This window comes from Photobacterium obscurum (assembly GCF_026191635.1).
Classification (GTDB): Bacteria; Pseudomonadota; Gammaproteobacteria; order Enterobacterales; family Vibrionaceae; genus Photobacterium; species Photobacterium obscurum.
This window is the reverse complement of sequence record NZ_JAKRRW010000004.1, coordinates 63,074-87,550: the sequence shown is the minus strand read 5'-3', so window position 1 is coordinate 87,550 and position 24,477 is coordinate 63,074. Positions and strand designations below refer to the sequence as shown.

Genomic DNA, 24,477 nt, shown 5'->3' with positions numbered 1-24,477 from the left:
CGTTATGGTCTTGCCCGCTATTCCGACATCAACCAGTCAACAAACACCTTAACCCTTGGATTATGCTCGCTGTTTGGTGTCACCACGTAGTAATTGTGTAGGCAGTCAACCTCTAACTCGGGAAACGGTTTTACCAATTCGCCGCTTTGGACACGCTTGTTGACTAGCGTATTCCTTCCCATCGCCACACCGGCATGGTTCATTGCCGCGACGATAGACAGATCAGAGCGATCAAACCCAATAGCCTGACAGGAATCCAAGCCCTTCAGACCAAACGACTTGGCCCAAAAGTGCCACTCTCCTGAACCGGATTTATAATCCCATGCCTGCTTGTCATGCAGCAGGGTACACTGCTCCAGCCCAGACGGATTATCAAACAGGTCATGCTTTTCCGCATACTCTCGGGTACAGACCGGTACTATCGACTCACTCATCAGGTGCTCACAGTTCAAGCCTTCCGGCGGCTTATTATCGTAATAGATAGCCAAGTCGATATTGTAGTTATTGAAGTTGATATATTCGTTGCCGGTAAGAATATCCAGGCTAATCGAAGGGTATCGTTGATGGAAATCAGCCAGCTTGGGCACCAGCCAGCACTGCGCAATAGAAGGTCGGGAGTAGACCGTCAGCGAGCCCGAAATCTCGTTATTTCTGATCTCGGCAACCTCTTGGTTGATCAACGCCAGTGACGACTGAAGTGCCGTATATATCCGCTCACCTTCGCTAGTCAGTTTTATCTTACGATGAAACCGCTCAAACAGCTTAAACCCGAGTTCATCTTCCAGGCCGTTCATCCGGTGACTGATCGCACTGGGGCTGAGCGAAAGTTCTTCCGCCGCCATCGAGAAAGACAGATGCCGAGCTGCCACCTCAAAGGTATGTAATTTAGATAACTGGTAGCCATTTAACAGCATATTTCCTGTTAACGGCAGGTTTTTCGCGTACATAGTGTTAACAATACTCAAGACTCGTGGAGGATTACAATACGACGATCTGGAAATTTAGTCGTTGTTTCATATTGCTTTATGTGAACACAGCCAGCCCAAAACCACACATTTTGATTGAAATCACCATTTTGGTTTAATCTAGCTCATCCTAATGCTGAATATTGATCGTTTGTCAGCCTAATCGGTGAAAGCTTTAATGTGCGCCGAAACAAGAGATCTTATAAAGACAAGGACAAGGATATGTATTCTGACATGTGGATATTCAGCACATTAATATGCTCAATCGCATTAATTGTGTTCACAATAATAAAACTAAAGATTCACCCGTTTCTGGCATTACTCTTTTCGAGTTTCTTCGTCGGAAGCGTAATGGGGATGAATCCCGTTGAGATGATCAGCGCGATCGAAAACGGGGTTGGCGGCACACTCGGATTTCTGGCCATCGTTATCGGCCTTGGCACCATCTTGGGTAAAATGATGGAGATTTCCGGTGCCGCAGAGCGTATCGGGCTAGCACTACAACGCTTGCCGTATGTTTCTGCCGACGTTGTTATGGTTCTGATTGGCCTGGTTTGCGGTATTACCCTGTTCGTTGAAGTCGGGGTGGTACTATTGATCCCGCTGGCTTTCTCCATCGCCAAGAAAACCAACACCTCACTGCTTAAATTAGCTATTCCGCTGGGCACCGCGCTCATGACGGTTCACTGTATCATGCCTCCTCACCCTGCGGCGTTATATGTCACCAACGCACTTGGTGCCGATGTCGGTACAGTTATTCTTTATGGCTTTATTCTAGGCTTGCCGACAGCGTTAATTGGTGGCCCGCTATTTCTTAAAGTTGTAGGCAATCGCCTGCCGTTCACAGAAGTACCCAGCGAACTGGCTTCAAGTGAAGAGAAAGATGAAAAAGATCTTCCCTCACTAGGTGCAACCCTGTTCACCATTTTGCTACCTATCGCTTTGATGCTGCTAAAAACGGGAGCCGAGCTAAACCTCGAAGAAGGGACCACACTTTATACTGTTATTGAGTTTATCGGTAACCCTATCACCGCCATGTTTATTGCCGCTTTAAATGCCTACTATTTACTTGGCCTAAAGCAAAATATGGGAATGTCACAGCTACTGGATAAAACAGAAAACTGCTTTTCATCTATTGCCAATATCCTGCTGATCATCGGGGCGGGCGGCGCATTCAACGGAGTATTGAATGCCAGCGGTCTGGGCGATGGTCTGGCAACCATTCTTGCAGGCTGGCACATGCATCCTATTCTATTGGCATGGTTAGTTGCCCTGGTCATGCACGCAGCTGTCGGCTCGGCCACCGTCGCCATGATGGGCTCTACAGCGATTGTTTCACCGATGTTGGCGCTATACCCTGATGTATCACCGGAGATCATCACCCTTGCCATCGGATCCGGCGCCATCGGCTGTACCATCGTCACTGACTCACTGTTCTGGCTAGTAAAGCAGTACTCGGGAGCAAGCCTTAATGACACCTTCAAATACTATACAACAGCAACCGCTATCGCCTCTGTCGTTGCGCTTGGCGGCACCTTCCTGCTGTCGTACATCATCTAATTACAAGAAAGAGAAATACCGTGAATAAACAACAAGTCAACCAATTAGTTTCTGATTTCCCGCTGGTTCAACAGCTCATCGACCTTAAAGAACTGGCATGGTTTAACCCTAATATCACTTCATTAGAAGAGGGGCTGCCGTATGTCAGCCTGAACCAGGATGATGTCAAAGATGCCAGTGACCGCCTAAAGCGTTTTGCCCCTTACCTGTGCAAAGCTTTTCCGGAGACGGCGATAACCAACGGGATCATTGAATCAGAGGTTCTGGCAGTGCCTACGATGCAAAAAGCACTCAGCGCACGCTATCACACCGACATCACAGGGAAGATGCTACTGAAAAAAGACAGTCACCTGCCGATTTCTGGTTCGATCAAGGCTCGAGGCGGGATCTATGAGGTGCTGAAACACGCCGAAGGACTCGCAATTGAAGCTGGTCTGCTCTCTGTTGATGATAATTACGAAAAGCTCTACTCAGATGAGTTTACCCAGTTCTTTAGCCAGTACAGCATTGCCGTAGGTTCAACCGGAAATCTGGGGATGTCGATTGGTATCATGAGTGCCAAGCTTGGCTTCAATGTCAGCGTTCATATGTCAGCCGATGCGCGTGAATGGAAAAAGAACAAGCTTCGCTCTCACGGTGTCAATGTTGTCGAGTATCAGTCGGACTACGGAGTTGCTGTCGAAAAGGGCCGCGAAGAGGCTGCCGATGACCCTAAATGCTTTTTCATTGATGACGAGAACTCCAAGAACCTATTTCTTGGCTACTCGGTTGCTGGCGAGCGGGTCAAGCAGCAGTTTGCCGATATGAACATCACCGTAGACAGCGACCACCCATTGTTTGTGTATCTGCCGTGCGGTGTCGGTGGCGGTCCTGGTGGCGTCGCTTTCGGGCTGAAACTGGCGTTTGGCGATAATGTTCACTGCCTGTTTGCCGAACCGACCCACTCCCCTTGCATGCTGCTAGGTGTACATACCGGCCTGCACGACAACATTGCGGTCCAGGATCTAGGCATCGACAATATTACTGCTGCTGACGGCCTTGCCGTTGGCCGCGCGTCCGGTTTCGTCGGACGGGCAATGGAGCGCCTGCTCGATGGCTACTACACTATCGAAGATCAGGAAATGTATAACCTGCTTGGCCTGCTCAGCAAAGCCGAAGACATTCAGCTGGAGCCGTCAGCGCTAGCAGGAATGGTCGGCCCGATCCATGTCGAGCAAAATGTCGACTATCTAAATAGGATGGCATTAACACCGGAGAAACGGGCGAATGCGACCCACCTGATCTGGGCGACTGGCGGAGGGATGGTACCGGCGGCAGAAATGGAAAAGTACCTAGCGACTGCTCAGATATAAAATCATCGCCTGAAGTAAGCCCCCTACACTCTTGGCCTACCAAGTAAAAAGGCTGCGCATGATGCGCAGCCTTTAGTCTTTATAACCACCAGCAATTATCCCCTTCCTATTCTAGCGTTATCCGCTTGTGGGCAATCCCGGTATGGCAGTTAATGCAGGTCTCGCCACGACTTTCCATCATCTCATGGTTCAGTCTGGCTCGCTGCGGTTGCTTGCTCAGGTCAAAGTTATCACCAACATGGCAGGTACGGCAGGCTTCCGAGTCATTGGCCAGCATATCTTCCCATACCATCTTCGCGAGCCTGGGTCTGTGCTCTTCAAAGTTCTCTTTGGTTATCGTGCCCTTGAACATATGATAAATATCGGCCGTAGCCGCAATTTTCACTTTCATCTTGTCAATAAAACCATGCGGCACATGACAATCGGCACACGTCGCCAGCACCTCATCCTCACTTCTGTAGTGTGACGATGCTTTATATTCCTGGACGATAGTATCCATGCTGAGATGGCAGCTAAAACAAAATGAATTTTGATTGGACGCAACCATAACACCTTGAAATGCTCCAACTGCCAAGACAGCTAAAAAAATACCAATTGGTATACCCCATAGCAGCGGTTTTTTCAGCCAGCGCCACAAGCGTTGCGTCCGAGATAGTTCTTCTCCCATCGTTCCTCACTTAGGAGTCAGGCCGGCGTAACCGGCCTCCCCGGATAGTTATTCCTTGCTTTCGCTTAAATAGCGGGCCTTGAATTCTGCCTGTGCTTTCTTACGGGCTTCTTTCACCGAATCCGGCTCTTTACCGCTAAACCAGGCATGTTCAGGCCTATCCAGAATTTCCTGCAGTACCTTGCGAGCTCGTACTGCCCCCTCCTTGTTACCGTCATGCTCGGCTTTTTCAACCACCTCAAGATATTGAGGCACCATTTCAATGTAGAAACGCTCAGCAACTTCATACATACCATGCCACTGAACGTAATCAGGTGCCTGCATTGCTGCACCGTGACGGGCTCGTCGACCTTCGTGATGCCAGAGATAGAACCATGTCCATTCAATCTCTTCATCAAAACCTATATCGGTCAACATGCCCTCTTTGCTGAGTGTCGTCATCAGGGCTTTACCCGGACGGGCAAATTTCTCATTATAAAGTTCGACCAGAGAATCAAACTGGATATAGAAATTATCGATCATCGATTTGGTATGGCAGGCCTGACAGACATTTTGCATGTCAGCACGGCGCGCTTGCCAAGTTTTGGTATCTTTACCCAGCGCAATATCTTTGGCATCGATTTTCTCAGAAATTGCAGGGCGCAACGTCCAGGAAATTCGGTCGCCAACATCATGGGTAACAGGTAGTTCACGGGTAGCGGACATATGGCAGGTGGCACAGGTAGGGGCTGCGTCATAATCCTCACCAACAATCCATTTGGCCGAATCCAGATTCATCCGATCAACATGAGCATAAAAATTAATCCCATGCTTCGACTCTTCATAAACCTCTTTTTGAGGATGATCCGGGCCTAAATGACATTTACCACAGGCTTCAGGACGACGGGCCTGAACCATATCGAACTCATGACGTTGATGACAGGCGCTACACGCACCAATTGAACCATCCGGATTGATCCGTCCAATCCCGGTATTCGGCCAGGTCGTCGGATCCAGATCGCCATTTTCCAGCACCTTAACCTCGGAACCATGACACTGCCAGCAACCGTTGACTGCCGCCGGAGACTGACCATTAAGAGTTAATGCGCCTTCCACCACTTCTGCGAGGAAATTATCCAATGAGCCGATAATCTGCCCGGCTTTGGCGTGATGGCTTTTTGCAAACTGGTCGACCTCCTGATTGTGGCACTGGCCACAGTCTTTCGGCGAAACAATCACCGCAATATTAAACCCCTCATGTTTAATTGCATCTTTATCCGAAGGATCTGCCTGGTGACATTCATAGCACCCTACATTGGCACCATAATGCTTTGATCGGCCCCATTGGGCATAAATAGACGGGTTTTTCTCTTTATGACAGGCAGCACATTCCTTGCTTTGGTCACTTAACTGAGCAAAAGGCTTCATTATCAATGCCTTGGGTTCAGCTTTTACCGTAACCGACCATGATAATAATACTGAAAAAATCATCGCCGAAAAGATCCAATACAAGTATCGTACAGCCAATTTTTCATTGTCCATAACCAACCTCTTCTGCTTACACTGCTTTGTTATGTTACATAGTGTATCGGTATGTAACTTGATATTTTCATATCAAAGCTTAGATTAAGGCTGAGTTTCCACATGATTTTTATGGGCTTGAGTGTGAGAAATTTGAGCGCTCTCTCATCAAGAATCATAGAGGTAAACACTTAAGAGGTAGGACTCCAAGTTGTATATATCCAAACAGCATTAGCACTTTATAGAATTAGAACGATATGAATTACCAAAACTACATGTACGAATACAACTGACAAGGATTTTTTTAGACAACAACACTTAAAAAAGGGCAGTTATGTCTAAAAAAGCAATTAAAACTAAACTATCATTTACTATTCAACAATTAATATATTATTAAAAAGTCATCATCCACTTCAAAAACTTAAGAGACAGCTATTATTAATATCTACTACTATAAATCCGGCCTTTCTCAGATATTTGCACCAGCCTAACTTCAGGATTAAAATTAACAATAAACATAATTTATCGTTGACAAAACATCATTCTTATCATGTTTACGGCAATATTTAGTTGTCATAAATATTAAAGTTATATTGTCCAAACACTTAGCGTAGAGGAACAATGTAATGAAGAAAATACTAGCCATCTCTACCTTAATGCTTTTTAGCTCTCTATCTGTCGCCGAGCATTTTGTAACAGTAGGAAACTATAGATTTCAAAATGGTACTTCAACCTTGAGAACTGAGTTTGTAGACAGTAAGGAGAGCGCTTATCAAAAAGGACATAGCATTATGTCCACAATCACTAACCAGGAGGCATATGATTTAAGCCGAACATTGCGCGTACCACCATCACGGCTTGATGTCAGATCCGTTAAAATTGACACCAGTTACGTTACTGTTCGGGAATTATCTAGAGTCCCAGGGGAAATTGAATATCAAGGGTTAGTTGTTGTTAGTTACCATTACCGAATACATAAATCGGATAATTGATATACCTAAGTGACTTCAGGGGGCTTGGGAATATTTTCCTTTATTCTATCGCTGAGGCGATTTTTTGTCCCTTCTCCATCCAAATAACAACAACTCCTTTCACACAATTTACCGCAAAAACAGATTTTTTTCGATAATACCGCCATTCTATGTTGAGAGTGCGCCATTTTCAGCGACACTTAATAAAAGGAATACCATCAGACAAATAGGGGCCGCTATGACTTTTCAACGTTTACTATTACCGATCGCTCCCAATCAAGAACTGGGAGCCGCCTTCCATCAAGCATTTCAATTCGCCGATAAAGTGAAGGCACATGTAACCCTTTTCACGGTGATCGCCGAGCTGGCGGAAATGAAGGAGCTGAGTAAGTATTCAGTCTCTACCCTGACCCTGCTGGACGAAGCAACGAAACAAAGTGAACTTCAGCTGGGCGGCTATCTATCCGAACTAAAAAATCAATACCCCAATATTACGTTTGAGCTTAAAGTCGGTGTCGGCATTCCTTTTATTGAAATCATCAAGGAGGCGGCCGCAAGTTCTACCGATCTAATAGTCATTGATGCCCACCGAGACGATAAAGATACGGCTTGTCAATTTGGGACAACAACACGACACCTGATGCGAAAATCAAGCACACCGATATGGGCGATACGTTTACCGGAGGACAAGAAACCGAAGATCAATAAAATTGTAGTGGCAATTGATGTTACAGATCAGGATTCGACACTGCTTAATGAAAAGCTTCTTCAGCACAGCTATGAATTCGCGTCAATAAACCAGGCCAGCCTCTACCCTAGCCATGTCTGGCGATTAGAAAGCGAAGGCTATCTCCGTGAATGGAACCGAAGTACCGATTTAGAGATTGCCGTAGTAGCAAAGCAAATGCGAGATGATCGATCTGCTCGGCTAGAAGCTATCGCCAAACCCTATGAGTCCTCTGATACCCCCATTCATATCACGATGCTAGAGGGCATCCCCAAAAAAATATTACCTGACTACGTCAATAGCCATGACATCGATCTGGTGATAATGGGGACGGTATCCAGAACGGGAATTGCCGGCTTTCTGATGGGTAATACCGCCGAATCTATGCTTGACCGAATCCAATGCTCAGTGATCACACTTAAACCTGATGAATTCAAATCACCTGTACTGGAGGAATAAACAATACCACCAGCTCAGGAACTACCGTTTTTTCTCCTAAAATGCAAAGGCCTCTTTATGAGGCCTTTGCGTTTCGGTTTCCTAAGCCAAACGTATTTCACACGCTCGGAAAATAACACCATAGGGAGAATAAGTTTATGGCACGCCATGGCCTTTAGAAGCGGCCCACACGCGGAACCACTGCTCGCGACTTAGCTCGATATCCAACGCATCAATCGCAGTCTGAACACGCTCGATTTTACCCGAGCCAATAATCGGTAATGGATTTGATGGCAAACGACGAACCCAAGCATAAATCACCTGATCGATACTTTTCGCTCCCACTTCATCGCGGATCAGTTCAAGTTCGTTGCGCACTCGTACTTGCTGTTCCATCTGACCCGAGAAGATCTCCCCTCCCGCAAGGCATGACCACGCCATTGGCTTCGTACGCTTCATCTGCATCTGATCCAACGTGCCATCATCTGCCACTTCAAAATTCAGCGGGTTTATTTCGACCTGATTAGTGACCAACGGCGCATCCAAACGTGACTGCAGTAAATCAAACTGTGTCGGCGAGAAATTCGATACTCCAAAATGTTTCACCTTGCCCTGCTGTTTTAGCTCGGCAAAGGCTTCGGCCACTTCGTCCGCATCCATTAGTACATCAGGGCGGTGGATCAGCAACACATCAATATTTTCGACTTGCAAACGCAACAATGAGTTGTTCACCGACTCGATGATGTGCGACTTACTGGTATCGTAATGGTTAATCTTACGCTCTGGAAACTGCTCAGAACACAGCTTGATATCGCACTTGGTGACAATCTCAATTTGTTCGCGAATGCTTGGCTCCAGCGCCAGCGCTTCACCAAACAATGCTTCGCAACTATAACCACCATAAATATCGGCATGATCTACGGTAGTGATACCCAACTCAATGTGCTGCTTGAGAAAATTCAGGCGCTCCACCGCGCTCATCTGCCAGTCGGCCAGACGCCAATATCCTTGGACTAACTCTGAGAACTGCGGCCCTTGTGGGATTAATTCAACTTTTGCCACCATTCGGGTCAAACTCCATTTATCAATTACAAATTTAAACTGGCAATCATCCTAGGCTTGTTTCACTGCAGGTACAATGCTAAAACCAATAAGCCTCGAACTGGAGTACGAACAATGTCTTTTGCACTACGGCTAAAATCATTAATCGGCGAAGAAAGTGTGAGCGGATTTGCCCGTCGGGTCGATATCAATGAAGCCCTGCTCCGCAAATACCTCAAGGGCAGCGAGCCGAGCCTGAACAAGGCCAACCAAATCGCGATGAAGGCCAACTGCTCGCTGGAATGGCTGGCAACCGGATGCGGATACCTGTACCGGCAGGCAGAGATTGTCGACAAACCTGCACTCAATGCCGCCTATGAACACGTCAGTAACAAAAAAATCGACGAAACGGCGGCAGAAAATCTGTTAAAAATTGTGACGGGCTACCAGTATCTCAGAACCCATAAAAAGGATGATGGTTACTTAGATATCAGTGGGATGGCAACATTTCTCGCGGTGGCTCAAAAAGAGGAACCTTAACAGTTTCTGACTACTGAGACGACGAAGCATCTGGCAGGAGTAGTTATTTCACTAACTGAGGTTAGAATCACACCTAACATCAGCTAATAAGTACCGCTATGCCTAAGCTTAATCTGCACCGCCGTGACTATATGACGTCGCTGGTTGGAAACCTGTCTACCGAAGAACTTAAACAGCGCCTCGGTTCGGATCATTCCGCACCACAACACAAACAGCCCAGAACTCCATACCTGACACCCAAAGCAGTAGAAAAACGCTGGCAGGTACTCAATAACGCAGATGCTCAGGCCCAGCTTCTCGACTCCGTCACCTACGAGCAGATGGAGCACTATCAAAAAAACATCGAAAACTTCATCGGTACCGTCAAGCTTCCGGTGGGAGTTGCCGGACCATTACGGGTCAACGGACTGTTTGCCAAAGGTGATTATCATGTCCCGCTGGCTACAACTGAAGCGGCACTGGTGGCTTCTTATAACCGCGGCTCACAACTGATCACCCAAGCGGGTGGTACCAGTGTCATGCTACTCAACGAAGGGGTGACCCGTACCCCCTGCTTTGCCTTTTTCGATTTAGCCCAAGCCGGACAATTTGTTGCCTGGGTCGTGACGCAATACGATGAATTCAGGCGTATCGCCGAATCCACAACCCGCTATGGCAAGTTAACCGACATCAGTGTCAATATCGAAGGCAACCATGTGTACTTGGTGTTTGAGTACCTGACCGGTGATGCCTCAGGCCAGAACATGGTAACAATTTCAACCAATGCGGTATTTGAATATATTCTTCACCACACCCCGATTGAACCGGAATCCGCATTTCTCGACGGCAACCTATCAGGCGATAAAAAAGCCACGGCGCAAACCCTGCGTAGTGTACGGGGCAAAAAAGTCACGGCTGAGGTTCATATCACCAAAGAATTAGTCGAGAAATACCTGCATACCACCCCGCAACGCATGGCTGATTTTACCCGTATGACCACGGTTGGTGGTACGTTAAGCGGCAGTATCGGTATCAACGCGCATTATGCCAATGCACTGGCGGCGTTCTATATTGCCTGCGGTCAAGATGCTGCCTGCGTCGCGGAATCATCCGTCGGCATTACCCGTATCGAGGTCAATAAGGCGGGAGGGCTGTATGCCTCGGTTACCCTGCCCAACCTAATGGTCGGTACGGTCGGTGGTGGTACTTCGCTACCAAGCCAAAGGGCCAGCCTGGATATCATGGGATTGGCAGGTAGTGGCAAGTCACAGGCGTTGGCCGAAGTCTGTGCCGCCCTTTGCCTTGCCGGAGAACTATCGATAGTCGGCGCTTTCTGCGCAGGCCATTTCTCACGGGCCCACCACAAACTGGCGCGTTGATAATCGGCTCTCTAGTAAACAAAAAGCCAGCGTAACCGCTGGCTTTCCTTTCTCATCACCCATCCCTATGACGAACGATTAACGAAGTCCGTTCAGCTTCGCCTGGGCCTGGCCAAAGATAGAGTCAAGCGGGTATCCGCTTTCATCTGACCATAAACCGGCGGGCTTACCGGTTAAAATTTCAATCGCTTCCGTCACGTGATCAATCACCCAAATATGGAACTCGCCCTTTTCAATGGCTTCTACCACATCTTTGCGTAACATCAGGTTATGCGCATTGGACTTAGGAATAATCACCCCCTGTGTCGGCTGGCGCCCCTTAATGGCACAGACATCAAAGAAGCCTTCAATCTTCTCGTTTACCCCACCGATAGGCTGCGCTTCACCGAATTGGTTCATTGAACCGGTGATCGCGACATCCTGACGTAGCGGATTGTTTGAGAACGCCGAGACAATCGCACATAGCTCTGCCATTGATGCACTGTCGCCATCAACCCCACCGTATGACTGTTCGAATGTCAGATGCGTGGTCAACGGGATGGTCTTGGTCTTACCAAATATCGAAGCCAGATAGGCCGACAGGATCATTACCCCTTTCGAGTGGATGCTGCCACCCAGCTTGACCTTGCGTTCGATATCAAACACCTCCCCGTCACCAAAGGCCGTTGTCGCGGTGATACGGTTCGGTGAGCCAAACTGGTAATCGGAGGTAGAAATCACCGACAGTCCATTGATCTGACCAACCGCTTCACCCTGGGTATCAATCAGTGTCGTGCCATTGGTGAAAGTATGCATCACATGATCTCTTAATCGGCTGACCCTTTTTTCCTGGCTCAGCAACGCCTGTTCTACATGATTGGCACGGATCATCGTCGCTTTCGATGCCTTTGCCACATAATTGGATTCGCGGAGCAGATTGGCAATATCTGCGGAGTGCAGTGACAATTTGTTCTGATCGTCCGCTTGTCTCGAGCTGTACTCAATGATCCTGGCAATCGCCTTCCGATCGCAGTGCAGCATACCACTATCGTTGACGATGCTGGATATGAAACGGGCATACTGGACTTCTGATTCGTCGGTACGCGGCATCTCATCTTCAAAATCAGCAGTTACCCGGAACAACTCGCTGAAATCCGGATCATAATGCTGCAGCAGCTGGTAGGTCTGATAATCACCAAACAAAATGATCTTCACATTCAGCGGGATATCTTCCGGTTCCAATGAAATCGTCCCGGAAAGCGTCACTTCCCGTTCCAGCGAGCTGACATTCAACTTGCGGGCTCGAAGCGCGCGCTTCAGTCCATCCCAGACAAAAGGACGCTCCAACACTTTCACCGCATCCATCAGCAAGACACCGCCATTGGCACGGTGCAGGCTACCCGGACGGATCAGGGAGAAGTCAGTAAACACCGTTCCCTTGTAGGTCGCGTTCTCGACATAGCCGAAAATGGAATGGTAATTCGGGCTGTCCTCAACCACGATCGGAAACTTCTGATCGGGCTGATTAACCAAGACATTCACCTGGTAGCGACGGGGCATTTTCTTGTCCAGCGCGGCATAAGCCAGTGCGACCTGCTCTTCGCTCTCTTCGAGGAAAATATCCAGGTTATCGAGAATATCTTTCTGCATTGCAGTCAGATAGGCCTTCACCTCGGACTGACTACGGTAAGCCTCTTTAATCGGCTTAATAAAGTGCACCACGACATCCAGCGCCACTTCTTCGTTCAGCTTCTGAATTTTGTCGGAAAACTCTTCTTCCAGCTCGGTTAGCTGACGAACGATGCCACGAAGCTTTTTCTCCAGCTCGTTGATCGTATCTTCAAACTGCTGCTGCTCTTCCTCAGTCAGCTTGGCAAATGTCTCTTCAGTATGAGGCTCCTCACCATTTAGGGCGACCAACTGGTAGTCACCCTGCGTGGTCAGCGACAGGCTTACGCTCTTCTCTTTTGCTTCATTGGTCAACGTCAGCAACGCGCTTTCCTGTTTTTGCGACAGCTGGTTTTTTAACGTTTCAGAGCGACTGAAATACATTTCGTTATCAAAGGCCAACGGCAACGCCTTCACCAGCCGTAGCATCAGCTTTTCGATCTCTTTCTTGAACTGATGCCCCGTTCCCGCTGGCAGCTTCAGAACTTTCGGGCTTCGCGTTTCTTCAAAATTCGCAACATAGCACCAGTCGTACAACGGCTCACCGTTTCCATTAGGATCATGACGGTTTAAATAACGCAGTACCATCGTACGCTTACCAAGTCCGTTACGACCGATAGCATAGATGTTATAACCCTTCTCTTTGATCGACATTGCAAACTCAACAGCTTGCTGTGCCCTTTCCTGCCCAACGATCTCGTCCAGCGGAGTCAGGTGCTTGGTCGACTTACAGTCAGCCGCCAGCCCATTTAATTCTGATGCTCGATACAGCTTGTCACTGCTTAGAGGTTTAATTGGCATATAGTTCCCTCTTATATGACACGTAATACCATCAGTGTAGACAGTAAATTATTATATTTTAGTGACTTAGCTTCAGTTTAGGGGGGAACGACGCAAGTTGGCAGTTTTTTGCTGGTTTTATGAGCAATAACTTTGTAACGGCAGGGCCAGTTAAACCGCTCCTCTTTGCTGTCGCTTGGTATGACACTCTGATAAAATGCCGCGCTCAATTATCAGGTCAATGGATAACATCGATGAAAAACAGCCGAGTCAGTATTGGATTAAGTAACCCGAAAAGCCCTACGAATGTCGGTGCCGTTATGCGTGCCGCAGGGTGTTATCGCGTCGACTCGGTCTCCTATACTGGTGAGCGTTATGACCGTGCAGCCAAATTTCACACAGATACCAAAAGCATGTCGCGCAAGATCCCGCTGACAGGGGTAGAGTCATTGCTCGATGATCTGCCTGCAGAAACCAAAATTGTCTGCGTTGAACTGGCTGAGGGCGCAATACCGCTGCCGGCCTTCGAGCACCCGGATGTTGCAATGTATGTGTTTGGTCCTGAAGACGGTACGATTTCTCAAGATGTTGTCGATCGAGCCCATGCTGTGGTTTATGTGCCAACCGTCGGTTGTATGAACCTAGCCGCGACAGTCAATGTACTGCTGTATGACCGCCTGGCCAAGTCGAGTGATGTCGTCCTCGGCGACGAGCTAATCCGCCAAAGCCGAGATAATCGCAATAAACTGGTCGTAAAGACTCAGGTTACACCTGCAGAATAACTTTGCTCTCTTATTTAGTTAAGGTTAATCAAGATATAAAAATATGCGGGCCAAGCTTTTGAGGGATATTCATCCATTTAAACCTGGCCTGTTTCATTAAAGCGAAGAGGAAATTGTACGCAGATACTCTTCTAGTTCAGATTCCGTTGTAGGTTGTCCACCTAATTCAAAGGTGACAGGGCTACCGCCGTTGAGCATATACACAGAAGTATCGCCATGGTCATAGTGAAACCACTTCCCATTCACGCAAAGATCCGTATAGCAGTTCGGTAATAATTCCATATACTTACCTCTCTTTTATTGCGCCACTCATGCAGCGCTTCACCTCTACTGATCCCTTTGATCAGCACTTTTATCGTTCCTTTTGTTTACATCTTTATAACCTCAGCAGATTTATCGAGACATTGATCAAGATCAAATGTAACCAAGTGTAAAAAAAGTTCACCTTTTGTGTTGCTAAGCTTCAGCAAAATAAACAGGGGGAAATCTTTGCACAACCATGTCGGTTTTCAGGATGCTCAGAAATAAATACAGCGGTTAATTCCGGCTCATAATGGCCGAGGAACTAACTAATACTTGTCGTCAACAATTCGTAAAAACACGCCATTATTTATCTCACATATGTTAATCAGCAAAAATGAATTAAAAACAATAACAAACAATGATTTAATTAAAACAAAACAACCACCCACCCAGCATTAACAACTTTCTTTTTACACTCAAAATAACCTCTGTAATTAAGTGGTTATTTGCCTTTTGTGTGATGAATGTTTGGTTTTTAAATTGTGAAATCACTACCATGTGCAACCAGTAGAAATAATGCTTTTAAACGTTGTCATCAGGGAGATTGATGTGTTTTTTATTGAATTTATGATTGTGCTTGTGTGTATTTTGATCGGTGCCCGAATCGGGGGTATTGGTCTTGGTGTCATGGGGGGGGTTGGTCTAGCTGTCTTAAGCTTTATCTTCGGTATGCAGCCAACTAGCCCACCGATTAACGTTATGTTAATGATCATGGCAGTTGTGGCAGCGGCAGCATCAATGCAAGCGGCTGGTGGTCTTGATTTTCTTATCAAGATTGCAACAAATATCCTGCGCAAAAATCCTAAGTATATTACCTTTATCGCGCCGGTAGTGACCTATGTATTTACCATGATGGCAGGTACAGGACACGTTGCTTATTCCGTTCTGCCTGTTATTGCAGAAGTAAGCCGCCGCAGCGGTATCCGTCCTGAACGTCCAATGAGTATGGCTGTTATTGCCTCTCAGTTCGCTATTGTGGCAAGCCCGATTGCCGCTGCCGTTGTTGCTTTGGTTGCTTTCCTTGAACCTCAAGGCATCACTCTTGCCGATGTGCTGCTGGTTACCATTCCTGGTACCAGCCTGGGCTTAACCGCTGCTTGTGTCATCGTGAACAAGCTGGGTAAAGAGCTAAAAGACGATCCTGAATACCAGCGCCGCATGAAAGATCCTGCTTTCCGTAAGGAAATGGAAGAGGAAGTGAAGGTAGAAGAACTGATTGTCAAACCAGAAGCCAAAAAAGCAGTTTCACTGTTCTTGTTTGGTTCTTTGATGGTTGTGGTTATGGGTGCATTCCCATCACTGCGTCCTAGCTTTGACGGTGTAGCCATGGGTATGGCACACACTATTGAAATCGTGATGCTTTCTGTTGCCGCTCTGATTATCCTAATCTGTAAGCCAGATGGCTACGCTATTACTCAAGGTTCAGTATTCCATGCTGGTATGCGTGCTATCGTTGCTATCTTCGGTATTGCATGGCTTGGCGACACCTTCATCGGTGGTCATGGCCCAATGGTTAAAGAAGCGGTTGCCGGCTTGGTAGAAGTGGCACCATGGACATTTGCCTTTGCACTATTTGCCCTATCAGTCATGGTAAACAGCCAAGGCGCGACTACAGCGGTTCTTATCCCTGTTGCGATTGCGCTTGGCCTACCGCCAACAGTAATTATTGCCACCTTTGTTGCGGTTAACGGTTACTTCTTTATTCCTAACTATGGCCCAATTATCGCGTCAATCGACTTTGACCGCACAGGTACCACGAATATTGGTAAGTTCATCTTTAACCACAGCTTCATGATCCCGGGCCTACTGAGCATGGTCTTCAGTATTATGTTTGGTTTCCTATTTGCCGGTATCGTGCTGTAAATCATATTATCAAATCGATTTAGCATCGAAGTAGATAATAAGTGTATTGTCAAAGCCCTACACCCGTAGGGCTTTTTAATCAGAACCATAAATGCCAATCGTTCGTGGCTTATTCAACATAACAGCATATACCGCGCCTTGTTTGTAAATTGCACAAATGATTATTTCCACTTTGCTAGTATTTCATCAGCGTAGCATCAACATCCTCTATCCACGCTAGTATCCCACCTCTTAAATTAATAACATTGGTAAATCCGTTATCAATAAATAACTGGCATACTTTCGCTGATCGTCCGCCAACCTTACAGTGAAAAACCAAGGTTTGTTCCTGGCTAAATTCGTCGAGATGCTCAGCGATTGAGTTCATTGGCATATGGCGACTTCCGGCAATACTGCAAATTTCACGCTCATAAGGCTCTCTGACATCAATCAGAATAAGCGGCTCTTTACTTGTCAGCTGTTGCTGTAACTCCCTGGCTGTAATCTCTTTGAAGGGAACCTCGGCTGGGGTGGCGGGAATACCACAAAACTGTTGATAATCAATCAACTGAGTAATAGTTGGTGAGCTTCCGCACAGGCAACATTGGGGGTCTCTTTGGATGCTAAGCTCTTCAAAACTGAGTCCTAATGCATCATATGTCAATAATCGTCCGCTTAACGTTGTCCCCGCGCCGGTGATCATTTTTATCGCTTCAGTGGCCTGGATACTGGCAACAAGAGCCGGCAGTACCCCCAGCACCCCACCCTCGGCACAGGATGGCACCAGTCCCGGGGGCGGGGGCTCAGGATAAAGGCAGCGATAACAAGGCCCGCCTTGATAATTAAATACCGTCGCCTGTCCGTCAAAGCGGAAAATGCTGCCATAAATGTTGGGCTTGTTAAGCAGCACACATGCATCATTCACGAGATAACGGGTTGGGAAATTATCCGTCCCGTCAATCACCAAGTCATAGTCTTTGATAATGTCCAATGCATTCGCCGAGGATAGCAACTCCGGATAACATGTAATATTCAAATCTGTATTCAGTGCCAGCAAACGTTCCTTGGCACACTTCACTTTAGATTTGCCAACATCATCGAGAGTAAACAGGATTTGCCTTTGTAGATTGGTTTCATCAACGGTGTCGTGGTCTATCAAGCCAATCGTGCCGACCCCAGCAGCCACAAGGTAAAAGCAGAGCGGTGATCCGAGCCCCCCCGCCCCGACAATAAGGACTTTGGCCGCTTTTAGTTTTTGTTGCCCTTCCATTCCCAGCTCCGGCAGCATGATATGACGGCTATAGCGACTGATTTCTTGGGGAGAGAGTTGGGGTAACAGGTCGATACCTCCGGCAATGGCAGGAACGATGCGAAGCTCACAGCCATCGTTCAGTGCTGTTGCCAAGCCTTGTTGCTGTTTGATATCTACCCGGTCGTGAAAGATATTGACAAAATTTCTTAACTGTCCTTGCTCATCAAACAGCTGAAGCTGGAGATCAGGGTGTAGTTCACAAAGTCGAGTCATGGCTTCAGAGACGGTTTCAGCCTCAACTTCAACTTGGCTAGCCTGATGAGTAAAACGCCGTAAAGGTGACGGGATCTTGATTAAGGTTTTCATAACAATGCCTAAGTCTCCGTCCTTTCGATACAAAGCCGCTCCTGTTCAAAACACTGACGATCATCTGTTAGTCGCCATGAGCGATAACCTGTGGCTTTGCGATTTTGCACGGATACAATGATATAACTGAGTCCTGGCCAGGCATGAATACGGTCAAATTCTGAAGGAATATCTGGGTGATCGGGATGCGAATGCACAATGCTGACAATAGATAAGCCTTCGTTATCAGCTTTGTCTTCAGCATCCTGATACGAAACAGGATCAATCAGAAAACGTCGCTCGCGGTTATCTGATTTTTGATTCAAACATGGCTGGTAGTAACTTGCTTTGCTCTGAGCTTTTACTTCCAATTCATTTAAAACAGTGCCAATAATGAAGCCACAACATTCATGCGGGTAGCTGTGTTCGGCCTGCTCAATAATTTGTGCGATAATTTTATCGCTAACATGAATTGCCATGTGCCCAAAGCCCCGCACTAAAATAACGTTCACCAAGATCACAAAGCAGTGTGGTGATCGTTCCCTCTGTCAGTCGTGTCGCCACTTTGTTACAAGCAGCAAGATAGGCGCCTGAAGATTGACCGACAAAGTAGCCGTAATGAGCTAACTTCAGGCAACAGCCTTTGGCTTCATCGGCCGACACATCAACCCATTGATCAACATATTCGGCCTCAAAAATTTTTGGCACAATGTCTTCAGGCTCACCCAGTGGCTTCAAGCCCTCGATTCCCGGCCAACGCTCTGGCCGGACCGCAATAATTTTCACATCTGGATAGTTTTCTTTTAAACGGCGAGCGATGCCAGTCAGCGAGCCCCCCGTTCCTACACCGCCAACAAAATGTGTAATTGGGCAAGGAACCTGTTCAATAAGCTCTGCGGCAGTACCAAAGTAATGCGCATTGATGTTTTCAGTGTTTGTATACTGATCACAAAAGAAATACTTCTCAGGCGCTGCTTCATACATGAAATGAACATGACGTAACGCTTCGTCGTATCCTTCCAGCGCATCTGTTTCAACCAGTGTAGCTCCGTGTGCAATCAAGCGTAACTTCCGTTCCTGACTCGCATTGCCCGGAATAACGATGGTAACGTCATACCCCATCGCAGCACCTATCATTGAATAGGAAATCCCCGCATTGCCGCTGCTCGAATCCAAAATAATCTTGCCAGGTATTAGGCGCTCTTGCTCAACAGCCGAGCACAACATCTGTTTAACTGGCCGATCTTTCAAAGAGCCACCGGGATTCATCCACTCCGCTTTAGCAAAAAGTTGAAGACCAGGGTGATTAGGATACAAAAAACTCAGATCGATCAGTGGGGTATTGCCGACCAGATCCAACAGGTTCATGGCCTCACTCCTTGACGGGTGACTAAATGATACTGGTACTCATTTAAGATAGTTGATACATAGCCATACCCCAAACTACAGCCGATAGTGTAACGATTAGTAATCTATACCCAAGCGACCTCAAAATGCAGGATTCAGAGCGAATTTACGCGAGTTTATGGAAGTTATTGCCCCAGCTTGCTTAAAATCAACCGAACCTTTTCTTCGTTTTCCTCATAGACCTTAATTGCGCGAATCACCTCTAAGCAAGGCGCTGTCAAACGATGCAGGTTATTTTCTCTGGTCTCACTATAAATGGCCTGAGGGAAGTCATCGGGGATGCCGACCGGGGCTATATATTGCCCAGGCGATTCTTGATAGTCCCGGTGATACTTCAAACAAGGCCAGCTAATTATCTCAACCGCTGCTTCCGCAATGCCAGACATCCACTCCTCTCTGGCTTCTTCTGGAGACTGATCGACATACACATCGGTTGCCACGTCTGCATCAAGCCAGCTCTGCACCGTCGCCAGATAATGCTGGTGATCGTAATCTGCAATTAGCTCATTAATGGCGGAGTGCTGGAATGAGAAACACACGTTGAGCTGATAGAGCTCAGCCAGGCTCATTCCGTCGAGAGCTGACAAAGCAATTTGAAAGGCTTTGTCATGCACCTTGGCTTCGGCAGCTTCACGAAGCTTTTCTTCTCCCCGTCGCTTTTCCTTCAAGTGCTGTATCCGGCCTTTCCCATCTTCGATCAGCTGCTGAGCCTGTTGCAATATTTCAATTTCGGCCGGTGAGTACAGCTCATTAAGATCAGCCAGAATCACATTCTTGATGATATTGGATGCCGCAGTAGCCTTGGCCTGTTTACTTTTCAATGCTTGGCTATTTGCAAAATCGAGCATGATTCAATCCCTCTTATCAATACAACGATGCCTAAACCATTCGGAGAGTAAAACTAAATTGGGATGTGGAATACATATAGTATAGACGCTTAATTGTTACATTTTAATGAGTTAGCTTTTTTCACCATTACCAGCGAGGCGATTCGACATACGTGTACTTATCACCTTTTTTCTTGTAGTAGTAATTATCAACAATGGCATAACTAGCTCCGGCTATCACGGCAAAAGTGGCTACCAAGCTCTTGGTAAACATGCCTTTACTCGATTTTGTGATACTTTCAGATTGGCTCATTACGTTCTCACGGCCTATCAAATGCAGAAAGATTACACGGCACCATGAAAAACAGTGTTTTTTACTGTAAAGAAACATAAGGAGTGAAGAGGAAAATAATATTGGGTTGAAACAAGTTCGCCAACGTATTGAACCAACAAGATGACAGAGTAACAAACTGATAGTCAGTCAAAAATAGCGCTGGATCCCAGCGCTCATAACAGAACCCAGACAGCTAAGGCGCATATTTTGCGAACACTTCTGCTTCCGTCAAATTCTCAGTCTTGTTGCTAAAGTCATAATACTCAGGCTTCTTGTCGATAAAGATTTGGTGATCCATTACCATCTTTTCCTGCTGATCCAGAAGGCCTGCCGAAATAATGTGCTGGCCGCTGTCCTTAAGCAGATAAAACAAATGGCTACCGCACGCTTTACAAAACGCGCGCTCAGCCCACTCTGAGGAAGCATAGCGGCTCACATACTCTTCACCTTCGATAGCCACTTCTGTACCACCATCGACAGCCAAAAAAGGTCCGCTTCCCCATTTTCGACACATCCCGCAGTGGCATGCACCGACATGAAGATCAGCCGCTTTAGCCTGAATTGTTACTTTGCTGCAAAGGCAACTACCGCTCACCGGGTGTTGTTCTGCCATCGTTCTCTCCTTGTGATGTTATGAATGTTCTTTAACCAATAACTGTATAAATACACAGCCATATTATTCCAACACTTAGAGTGGAAAACCGTGACAGGAAGCAGATATAAGCAATGCCGACATATCTCGACACTGCCTGAGGTGTGTACCTAAATCAAACTAATAGTCGGCTTCCTAGCTTGCGGGCTTCAGCATCATCGACCACAACCTGTAAGGAAATGTCCATATCATTATTCCATTTAAGTGCATAGGCTGAAACGGCCTCGATACTGTCTGACTCGCAAATCGCCACACCGGTACCACTGACCAAATCATGCCAGCGCCCGATCATTTTGACGTTTTCTCCCATCATGGCTTTATCCTGCTCTTCGGAGAGTTGGGAAAAGTGTGCCAACGTCGGATGCAGCTTACCTTGGTGTAACTGCCACGTGATTAAAAAAGTCATTGTCATTACCTCGTTTAAACACTGAGGTTAAGTATAGATAAATAAGCATGTAACGACAGGCAACTAGATCAACGTATCCAAGCTAAAGTAGTACTCAATGACAAAGGGCCAATATTGGCCCTTTATTGTTCCTATTTCTTTTTCCTCATGGCAAATACCGCCACAAACAATAGCGCAGTGATTATCACCGAAGCGATACCCAGCAACAGTAACACATCGTCACTGTGCCCAAACCGCTTCAGCAAACGATAGGTTAATAAGGAAAGGGTGAAATATACCGCAATCAAACCAAAGAGCTTAAAGAAGTCTAACTCACGTATTTTCTTTAACATCCAAGACCTCGCTATCATCGCGCTATGCTTTCATCTGTTCAGTATAAGCGCATACATCTCACAAAATATTGCTGTCTCACGAAACTGTATGCGTTGACTGCTTACCCTGGCTCAACTCCTAACATCAAGGTACGGTTAATACCTACCTCGGCAACAAAAGCATCATCATGACTGATCAGCACCATTCCCCCCATATGACCACTTAGCGCCTGTGCCAACATCTGCTTTGACTCAATATCAAGATGGTTATCAGGCTCATCAAGCAACAATAACGTCTCTCCATATTGGTGGCTCACCACCAGCAGAGCTATTTTCATTTTTTCACCACCACTCAGCAAAGCTACAGACAAATTCACCCGTTCACGTCGAAATCCCACTCCAGCCGCCATGGTACGCAACTCAGACTGAGAATAATCCGGGCATAACTGTTGCAAATTTTCCAGTACCGTTTGTTGATCATCCAGCAGACTAAAATGCTGATCCAGATAACATAGCTCCACTTTACAAAGAACTTGTCCAGAATTAGGCTGCTGGTTTCCCATTATTGCTTTCAATAAGGTTGATTTGCCGCAACCGTTATTACCGGTTAAATGCACTCGGTCTCCGTATTGCATGCTAAAGTTAATCTCTTTGCTGAAGCCATAGCGTAATTGAACGGCGAGCAAAGCAAGCACACTAGAGTGCCGCTTGTCCGACTCATTAATCATGAGTTGCTGTGATTTAAAACGATATTGTTGATCTTTCAGATCAGCAGCTTTTTTCTCAGCCTTAGACAACTGCTGCTCAAACTGTACCTTTCGAGCTGAAGCTGTTCGCTGCGCAGAATCCTTCATCGCATCAAGCAGTATTTTAGGCTGACTGCCATCTCGACGGGCTTTGTTCCCGTGGGTTGCACGTTTCTGGGCTTTCTCGATGCTTCGCTGCTGCTGTTTTTTTATCTGGCGTACCTGCCTCTCTGCATCGGCCACAGACCTATCAAGCGCCACTTGTTGCAGCTCTTTCTGTTGGCTGTAGAGAGAGTAATTACCACCATAATGCCGAATGCCCTTGGCCGTCAGCTCCATAATGCAAGCGACACACTCAAGCAATAACCGATCGTGGCTGATCAGCAAGATCCCGCCATCAAAGCGTCGCATCTGTTCTAGTAGCCATTTCCGGCCAGCTCTATCCAGGTGATTAGAGGGTTCATCAAGGATCAAGAAATCATAGTCACCATTAAACAGTTGCCAAAGCATCAGTCTCGTTAGCTCCCCGCCACTTAAGCGATAACATGGCATGAGGGGATCTGCAGGAATGTTCATTTCGTCTAACTGAAGGCACAGCGCATCCCAAGCGCCCCAGTCGTCGGCAACTAGATCAAAATCCTGTTGATCGATGCTGCCATTTTCAATCCGTCGGAGTGCTCGGAGCTTTTCTTCAACAGAAAGAAATGACGCAATCGAACCTTGCTCCTGCAGTGCTCGGTTACGAGTCAGCTGTGGCAAAAAACCGACACGAGCCTGACAGACTACGTTACCGGCATCGGGTGTTTTCTGCCGGAGCAGTACATTAGCAAGTACTGACTTACCGGATCCATTTCGCCCTACTAGCCCCGTAATCTGGTGCTCCAATGAGAAACTAACATCAGTAAACAGCGTTTCGCCATTATCATGAAATACTGAAAGTGACTGCGCCAATATTGGCGAATAATGTAAGGTCATTAAACCTCCTGAAATAATATCAGGGGCAACAGGCAAATATCTTCGGTACATCAGGCTCGTAGCCTGAATGATATTGAAATGACGTTTATTCGTGTACGCCGCTTGCCCAAAAGTAGGCCAAGAGCAATACAGAAAATAAAGAAGACGAAGTTACGCCCACTAACCCTGAGAGTCCAAAAAAAGATAATTGAATGGATGTCAGGTGTTAGTTGTTCATCGTGGCGTAAACTCCTCATGAAATGGTGGGGATATTTTATACGCTAAAAGATCCCGACTTCAACTGCTGATAGACTAAAAACAATAGCCAAATCACGTTTAGCAGCGAAGTAAATATGAGATGCACCCATACTTGTTCGTACTTCTCCAGGTATATCGCTCACTTGCAATTAAGACAAAGTTCTCCGTTGCTTAGCCACCAAGATTAAGCACCATAGTAATAACCACTCTCGACACCAACAAGCCCATCATCGCCATAATGAAATAGCGCAGCCATTTATTCATAATACAGCCTCCACACATTGGGTATTTCGAGTGTGGTGCATTATTCAAGTATCAAATTCTAGCAAGTGGGAATCGGGAGATTAGGGTGTGTCCCTAATCATAGCCACAACAACCAAAGAGGTATCCATATGGCCTGTACAGAAGCAGCGACACAGGTGGAGAGTAGCCCTGAGCCAGCTAAGTCGATAAAAAGTAAAAAAGCGACCTTCCGGTCGCTTTCTAAAAGCTGCTTTATATTTTTGGGGCAA

Annotated in this window: 23 protein-coding genes; 8 read left to right on the top strand and 15 right to left on the bottom strand. The window is 46.7% G+C overall.

The window, feature by feature from the left end:
• Window positions 1-17: 17 nt before the first annotated feature.
• A complete protein-coding gene (gene dsdC, locus MD588_RS06475) occupies window positions 18-947 on the bottom strand; it encodes a DNA-binding transcriptional regulator DsdC (protein WP_265696207.1) in 930 nt (309 codons plus the stop codon).
• A 240-nt stretch (window positions 948-1,187) separates the two neighbouring features.
• Between dsdC and dsdX the strand changes: the two genes are divergently transcribed.
• Together dsdX and MD588_RS06465 are read left to right on the top strand one after the other, a co-directional pair.
• Window positions 1,188-2,525, top strand: coding sequence for a D-serine transporter DsdX (gene dsdX / locus MD588_RS06470; protein WP_265696206.1), 1,338 nt, complete (start codon window positions 1,188-1,190; stop codon window positions 2,523-2,525).
• 20 nt (window positions 2,526-2,545) lie between these two features.
• Complete coding sequence (locus MD588_RS06465) at window positions 2,546-3,877, top strand: D-serine ammonia-lyase (RefSeq protein ID WP_265696205.1); 1,332 nt, start codon at window positions 2,546-2,548, stop codon at window positions 3,875-3,877.
• Between the two features lie 106 nt (window positions 3,878-3,983).
• On the opposite strand, the gene MD588_RS06460 is transcribed toward MD588_RS06465, so the two are convergent.
• Window positions 3,984-4,544: a NapC/NirT family cytochrome c gene (locus MD588_RS06460; protein ID WP_265696204.1), complete on the bottom strand. Its 561-nt coding sequence runs from the start codon at window positions 4,542-4,544 to the stop codon at window positions 3,984-3,986.
• A 48-nt stretch (window positions 4,545-4,592) separates the two neighbouring features.
• The gene (locus tag MD588_RS06455; RefSeq protein WP_265696203.1) at window positions 4,593-6,065 is read right to left on the bottom strand and encodes a multiheme c-type cytochrome; all 1,473 of its coding nucleotides are present in this window, start codon (window positions 6,063-6,065) and stop codon (window positions 4,593-4,595) included.
• A gap of 605 nt (window positions 6,066-6,670) precedes the next feature.
• On the opposite strand from MD588_RS06455, the gene MD588_RS06450 reads away from it, so the two are divergent.
• Both MD588_RS06450 and MD588_RS06445 read left to right on the top strand, forming a co-directional pair.
• Window positions 6,671-7,036 carry a DUF3316 domain-containing protein gene (locus MD588_RS06450; RefSeq protein WP_265696202.1) on the top strand — a complete coding sequence of 122 codons (366 nt, stop codon included), beginning with the start codon at window positions 6,671-6,673 and terminating at the stop codon, window positions 7,034-7,036.
• Between the two features lie 217 nt (window positions 7,037-7,253).
• The gene (locus tag MD588_RS06445; RefSeq protein ID WP_265696201.1) at window positions 7,254-8,201 is read left to right on the top strand and encodes a universal stress protein; all 948 of its coding nucleotides are present in this window, start codon (window positions 7,254-7,256) and stop codon (window positions 8,199-8,201) included.
• A 135-nt stretch (window positions 8,202-8,336) separates the two neighbouring features.
• Here the strand turns inward: MD588_RS06445 and MD588_RS06440 are convergent, their stop codons facing one another.
• Complete coding sequence (locus MD588_RS06440) at window positions 8,337-9,245, bottom strand: aldo/keto reductase (RefSeq protein ID WP_265696200.1); 909 nt, start codon at window positions 9,243-9,245, stop codon at window positions 8,337-8,339.
• Between the two features lie 111 nt (window positions 9,246-9,356).
• Between MD588_RS06440 and MD588_RS06435 the strand changes: the two genes are divergently transcribed.
• On the top strand, window positions 9,357-9,761 hold the full coding sequence (locus tag MD588_RS06435) for an XRE family transcriptional regulator (protein ID WP_265696199.1): 405 nt from the start codon (window positions 9,357-9,359) through the stop codon (window positions 9,759-9,761).
• A 98-nt stretch (window positions 9,762-9,859) separates the two neighbouring features.
• The gene (locus tag MD588_RS06430; RefSeq protein ID WP_265696198.1) at window positions 9,860-11,119 is read left to right on the top strand and encodes a hydroxymethylglutaryl-CoA reductase; all 1,260 of its coding nucleotides are present in this window, start codon (window positions 9,860-9,862) and stop codon (window positions 11,117-11,119) included.
• Window positions 11,120-11,197: 78 nt separating this feature from the next.
• Here the strand turns inward: MD588_RS06430 and MD588_RS06425 are convergent, their stop codons facing one another.
• A complete protein-coding gene (locus tag MD588_RS06425; RefSeq protein WP_265696197.1) occupies window positions 11,198-13,567 on the bottom strand; it encodes a Lon protease family protein in 2,370 nt (789 codons plus the stop codon).
• Between the two features lie 233 nt (window positions 13,568-13,800).
• Here MD588_RS06425 and MD588_RS06420 point away from each other — a divergent pair, with 233 nt between their 5' ends.
• On the top strand, window positions 13,801-14,328 hold the full coding sequence (locus tag MD588_RS06420; RefSeq protein WP_265696196.1) for an RNA methyltransferase: 528 nt from the start codon (window positions 13,801-13,803) through the stop codon (window positions 14,326-14,328).
• A 96-nt stretch (window positions 14,329-14,424) separates the two neighbouring features.
• Here MD588_RS06420 and MD588_RS06415 read toward each other — a convergent pair whose 3' ends face one another.
• A complete protein-coding gene (locus MD588_RS06415) occupies window positions 14,425-14,610 on the bottom strand; it encodes a hypothetical protein (RefSeq protein ID WP_265696195.1) in 186 nt (61 codons plus the stop codon).
• A gap of 570 nt (window positions 14,611-15,180) precedes the next feature.
• Here MD588_RS06415 and MD588_RS06410 point away from each other — a divergent pair.
• Window positions 15,181-16,494, top strand: coding sequence for an anaerobic C4-dicarboxylate transporter family protein (locus tag MD588_RS06410; protein WP_265696194.1), 1,314 nt, complete (start codon window positions 15,181-15,183; stop codon window positions 16,492-16,494).
• 175 nt (window positions 16,495-16,669) lie between these two features.
• Here MD588_RS06410 and moeB read toward each other — a convergent pair whose 3' ends face one another.
• The 9 genes from moeB to MD588_RS06365 all read right to left on the bottom strand — a co-directional run bounded on the left by moeB (window position 16,670) and on the right by MD588_RS06365 (window position 23,728).
• Complete coding sequence (moeB, locus tag MD588_RS06405; RefSeq protein ID WP_265696193.1) at window positions 16,670-18,091, bottom strand: molybdopterin-synthase adenylyltransferase MoeB; 1,422 nt, start codon at window positions 18,089-18,091, stop codon at window positions 16,670-16,672.
• Between the two features lie 8 nt (window positions 18,092-18,099).
• Entirely contained in the window at window positions 18,100-18,549 is a 450-nt protein-coding gene (locus MD588_RS06400) for a M67 family metallopeptidase (RefSeq protein WP_265696191.1), read from the bottom strand.
• Window positions 18,533-19,438, bottom strand: coding sequence for a PLP-dependent cysteine synthase family protein (locus tag MD588_RS06395; RefSeq protein WP_265696190.1), 906 nt, complete (start codon window positions 19,436-19,438; stop codon window positions 18,533-18,535). Before MD588_RS06395 ends, MD588_RS06400 begins: the two co-directional genes overlap by 17 nt.
• A gap of 164 nt (window positions 19,439-19,602) precedes the next feature.
• Complete coding sequence (locus tag MD588_RS06390; protein WP_265696189.1) at window positions 19,603-20,325, bottom strand: hypothetical protein; 723 nt, start codon at window positions 20,323-20,325, stop codon at window positions 19,603-19,605.
• A gap of 127 nt (window positions 20,326-20,452) precedes the next feature.
• Window positions 20,453-20,617, bottom strand: coding sequence for a hypothetical protein (locus MD588_RS06385; protein WP_265696188.1), 165 nt, complete (start codon window positions 20,615-20,617; stop codon window positions 20,453-20,455).
• A gap of 214 nt (window positions 20,618-20,831) precedes the next feature.
• Window positions 20,832-21,251 (bottom strand): GFA family protein, encoded by a 420-nt coding sequence (locus MD588_RS06380; protein ID WP_265696187.1) that lies wholly within the window; start codon window positions 21,249-21,251, stop codon window positions 20,832-20,834.
• Between the two features lie 154 nt (window positions 21,252-21,405).
• Entirely contained in the window at window positions 21,406-21,696 is a 291-nt protein-coding gene (locus MD588_RS06375) for a DUF3303 domain-containing protein (RefSeq protein ID WP_265696186.1), read from the bottom strand.
• A 131-nt stretch (window positions 21,697-21,827) separates the two neighbouring features.
• Window positions 21,828-22,028: a hypothetical protein gene (locus MD588_RS06370; protein WP_265696184.1), complete on the bottom strand. Its 201-nt coding sequence runs from the start codon at window positions 22,026-22,028 to the stop codon at window positions 21,828-21,830.
• Window positions 22,029-22,129: 101 nt separating this feature from the next.
• Entirely contained in the window at window positions 22,130-23,728 is a 1,599-nt protein-coding gene (locus MD588_RS06365) for an ABC-F family ATP-binding cassette domain-containing protein (RefSeq protein ID WP_265696182.1), read from the bottom strand.
• Window positions 23,729-24,477: the final 749 nt, after the last annotated feature.

Bases quoted from the DNA above. Each gene is read 5' to 3' on its own strand.
- dsdC (WP_265696207.1), bottom strand. From the start codon at position 947: ATGTACGCGAAAAACCTGCCGTTAACAGGAAATATGCTGTTAAATGGC.
- dsdX (WP_265696206.1), top strand. From the start codon at position 1,188: ATGTATTCTGACATGTGGATATTCAGCACATTAATATGCTCAATCGCA.
- MD588_RS06460 (WP_265696204.1), bottom strand. From the start codon at position 4,544: ATGGGAGAAGAACTATCTCGGACGCAACGCTTGTGGCGCTGGCTGAAA.
- MD588_RS06455 (WP_265696203.1), bottom strand. From the start codon at position 6,065: ATGGACAATGAAAAATTGGCTGTACGATACTTGTATTGGATCTTTTCG.
- MD588_RS06450 (WP_265696202.1), top strand. From the start codon at position 6,671: ATGAAGAAAATACTAGCCATCTCTACCTTAATGCTTTTTAGCTCTCTA.
- MD588_RS06445 (WP_265696201.1), top strand. From the start codon at position 7,254: ATGACTTTTCAACGTTTACTATTACCGATCGCTCCCAATCAAGAACTG.
- MD588_RS06440 (WP_265696200.1), bottom strand. From the start codon at position 9,245: ATGGTGGCAAAAGTTGAATTAATCCCACAAGGGCCGCAGTTCTCAGAG.
- MD588_RS06435 (WP_265696199.1), top strand. From the start codon at position 9,357: ATGTCTTTTGCACTACGGCTAAAATCATTAATCGGCGAAGAAAGTGTG.
- MD588_RS06430 (WP_265696198.1), top strand. From the start codon at position 9,860: ATGCCTAAGCTTAATCTGCACCGCCGTGACTATATGACGTCGCTGGTT.
- MD588_RS06425 (WP_265696197.1), bottom strand. From the start codon at position 13,567: ATGCCAATTAAACCTCTAAGCAGTGACAAGCTGTATCGAGCATCAGAA.
- MD588_RS06420 (WP_265696196.1), top strand. From the start codon at position 13,801: ATGAAAAACAGCCGAGTCAGTATTGGATTAAGTAACCCGAAAAGCCCT.
- MD588_RS06415 (WP_265696195.1), bottom strand. From the start codon at position 14,610: ATGGAATTATTACCGAACTGCTATACGGATCTTTGCGTGAATGGGAAG.
- moeB (WP_265696193.1), bottom strand. From the start codon at position 18,091: ATGAAAACCTTAATCAAGATCCCGTCACCTTTACGGCGTTTTACTCAT.
- MD588_RS06400 (WP_265696191.1), bottom strand. From the start codon at position 18,549: ATGGCAATTCATGTTAGCGATAAAATTATCGCACAAATTATTGAGCAG.
- MD588_RS06395 (WP_265696190.1), bottom strand. From the start codon at position 19,438: ATGAACCTGTTGGATCTGGTCGGCAATACCCCACTGATCGATCTGAGT.
- MD588_RS06390 (WP_265696189.1), bottom strand. From the start codon at position 20,325: ATGCTCGATTTTGCAAATAGCCAAGCATTGAAAAGTAAACAGGCCAAG.
- MD588_RS06385 (WP_265696188.1), bottom strand. From the start codon at position 20,617: ATGAGCCAATCTGAAAGTATCACAAAATCGAGTAAAGGCATGTTTACC.
- MD588_RS06380 (WP_265696187.1), bottom strand. From the start codon at position 21,251: ATGGCAGAACAACACCCGGTGAGCGGTAGTTGCCTTTGCAGCAAAGTA.
- MD588_RS06375 (WP_265696186.1), bottom strand. From the start codon at position 21,696: ATGACTTTTTTAATCACGTGGCAGTTACACCAAGGTAAGCTGCATCCG.
- MD588_RS06370 (WP_265696184.1), bottom strand. From the start codon at position 22,028: ATGTTAAAGAAAATACGTGAGTTAGACTTCTTTAAGCTCTTTGGTTTG.
- MD588_RS06365 (WP_265696182.1), bottom strand. From the start codon at position 23,728: ATGACCTTACATTATTCGCCAATATTGGCGCAGTCACTTTCAGTATTT.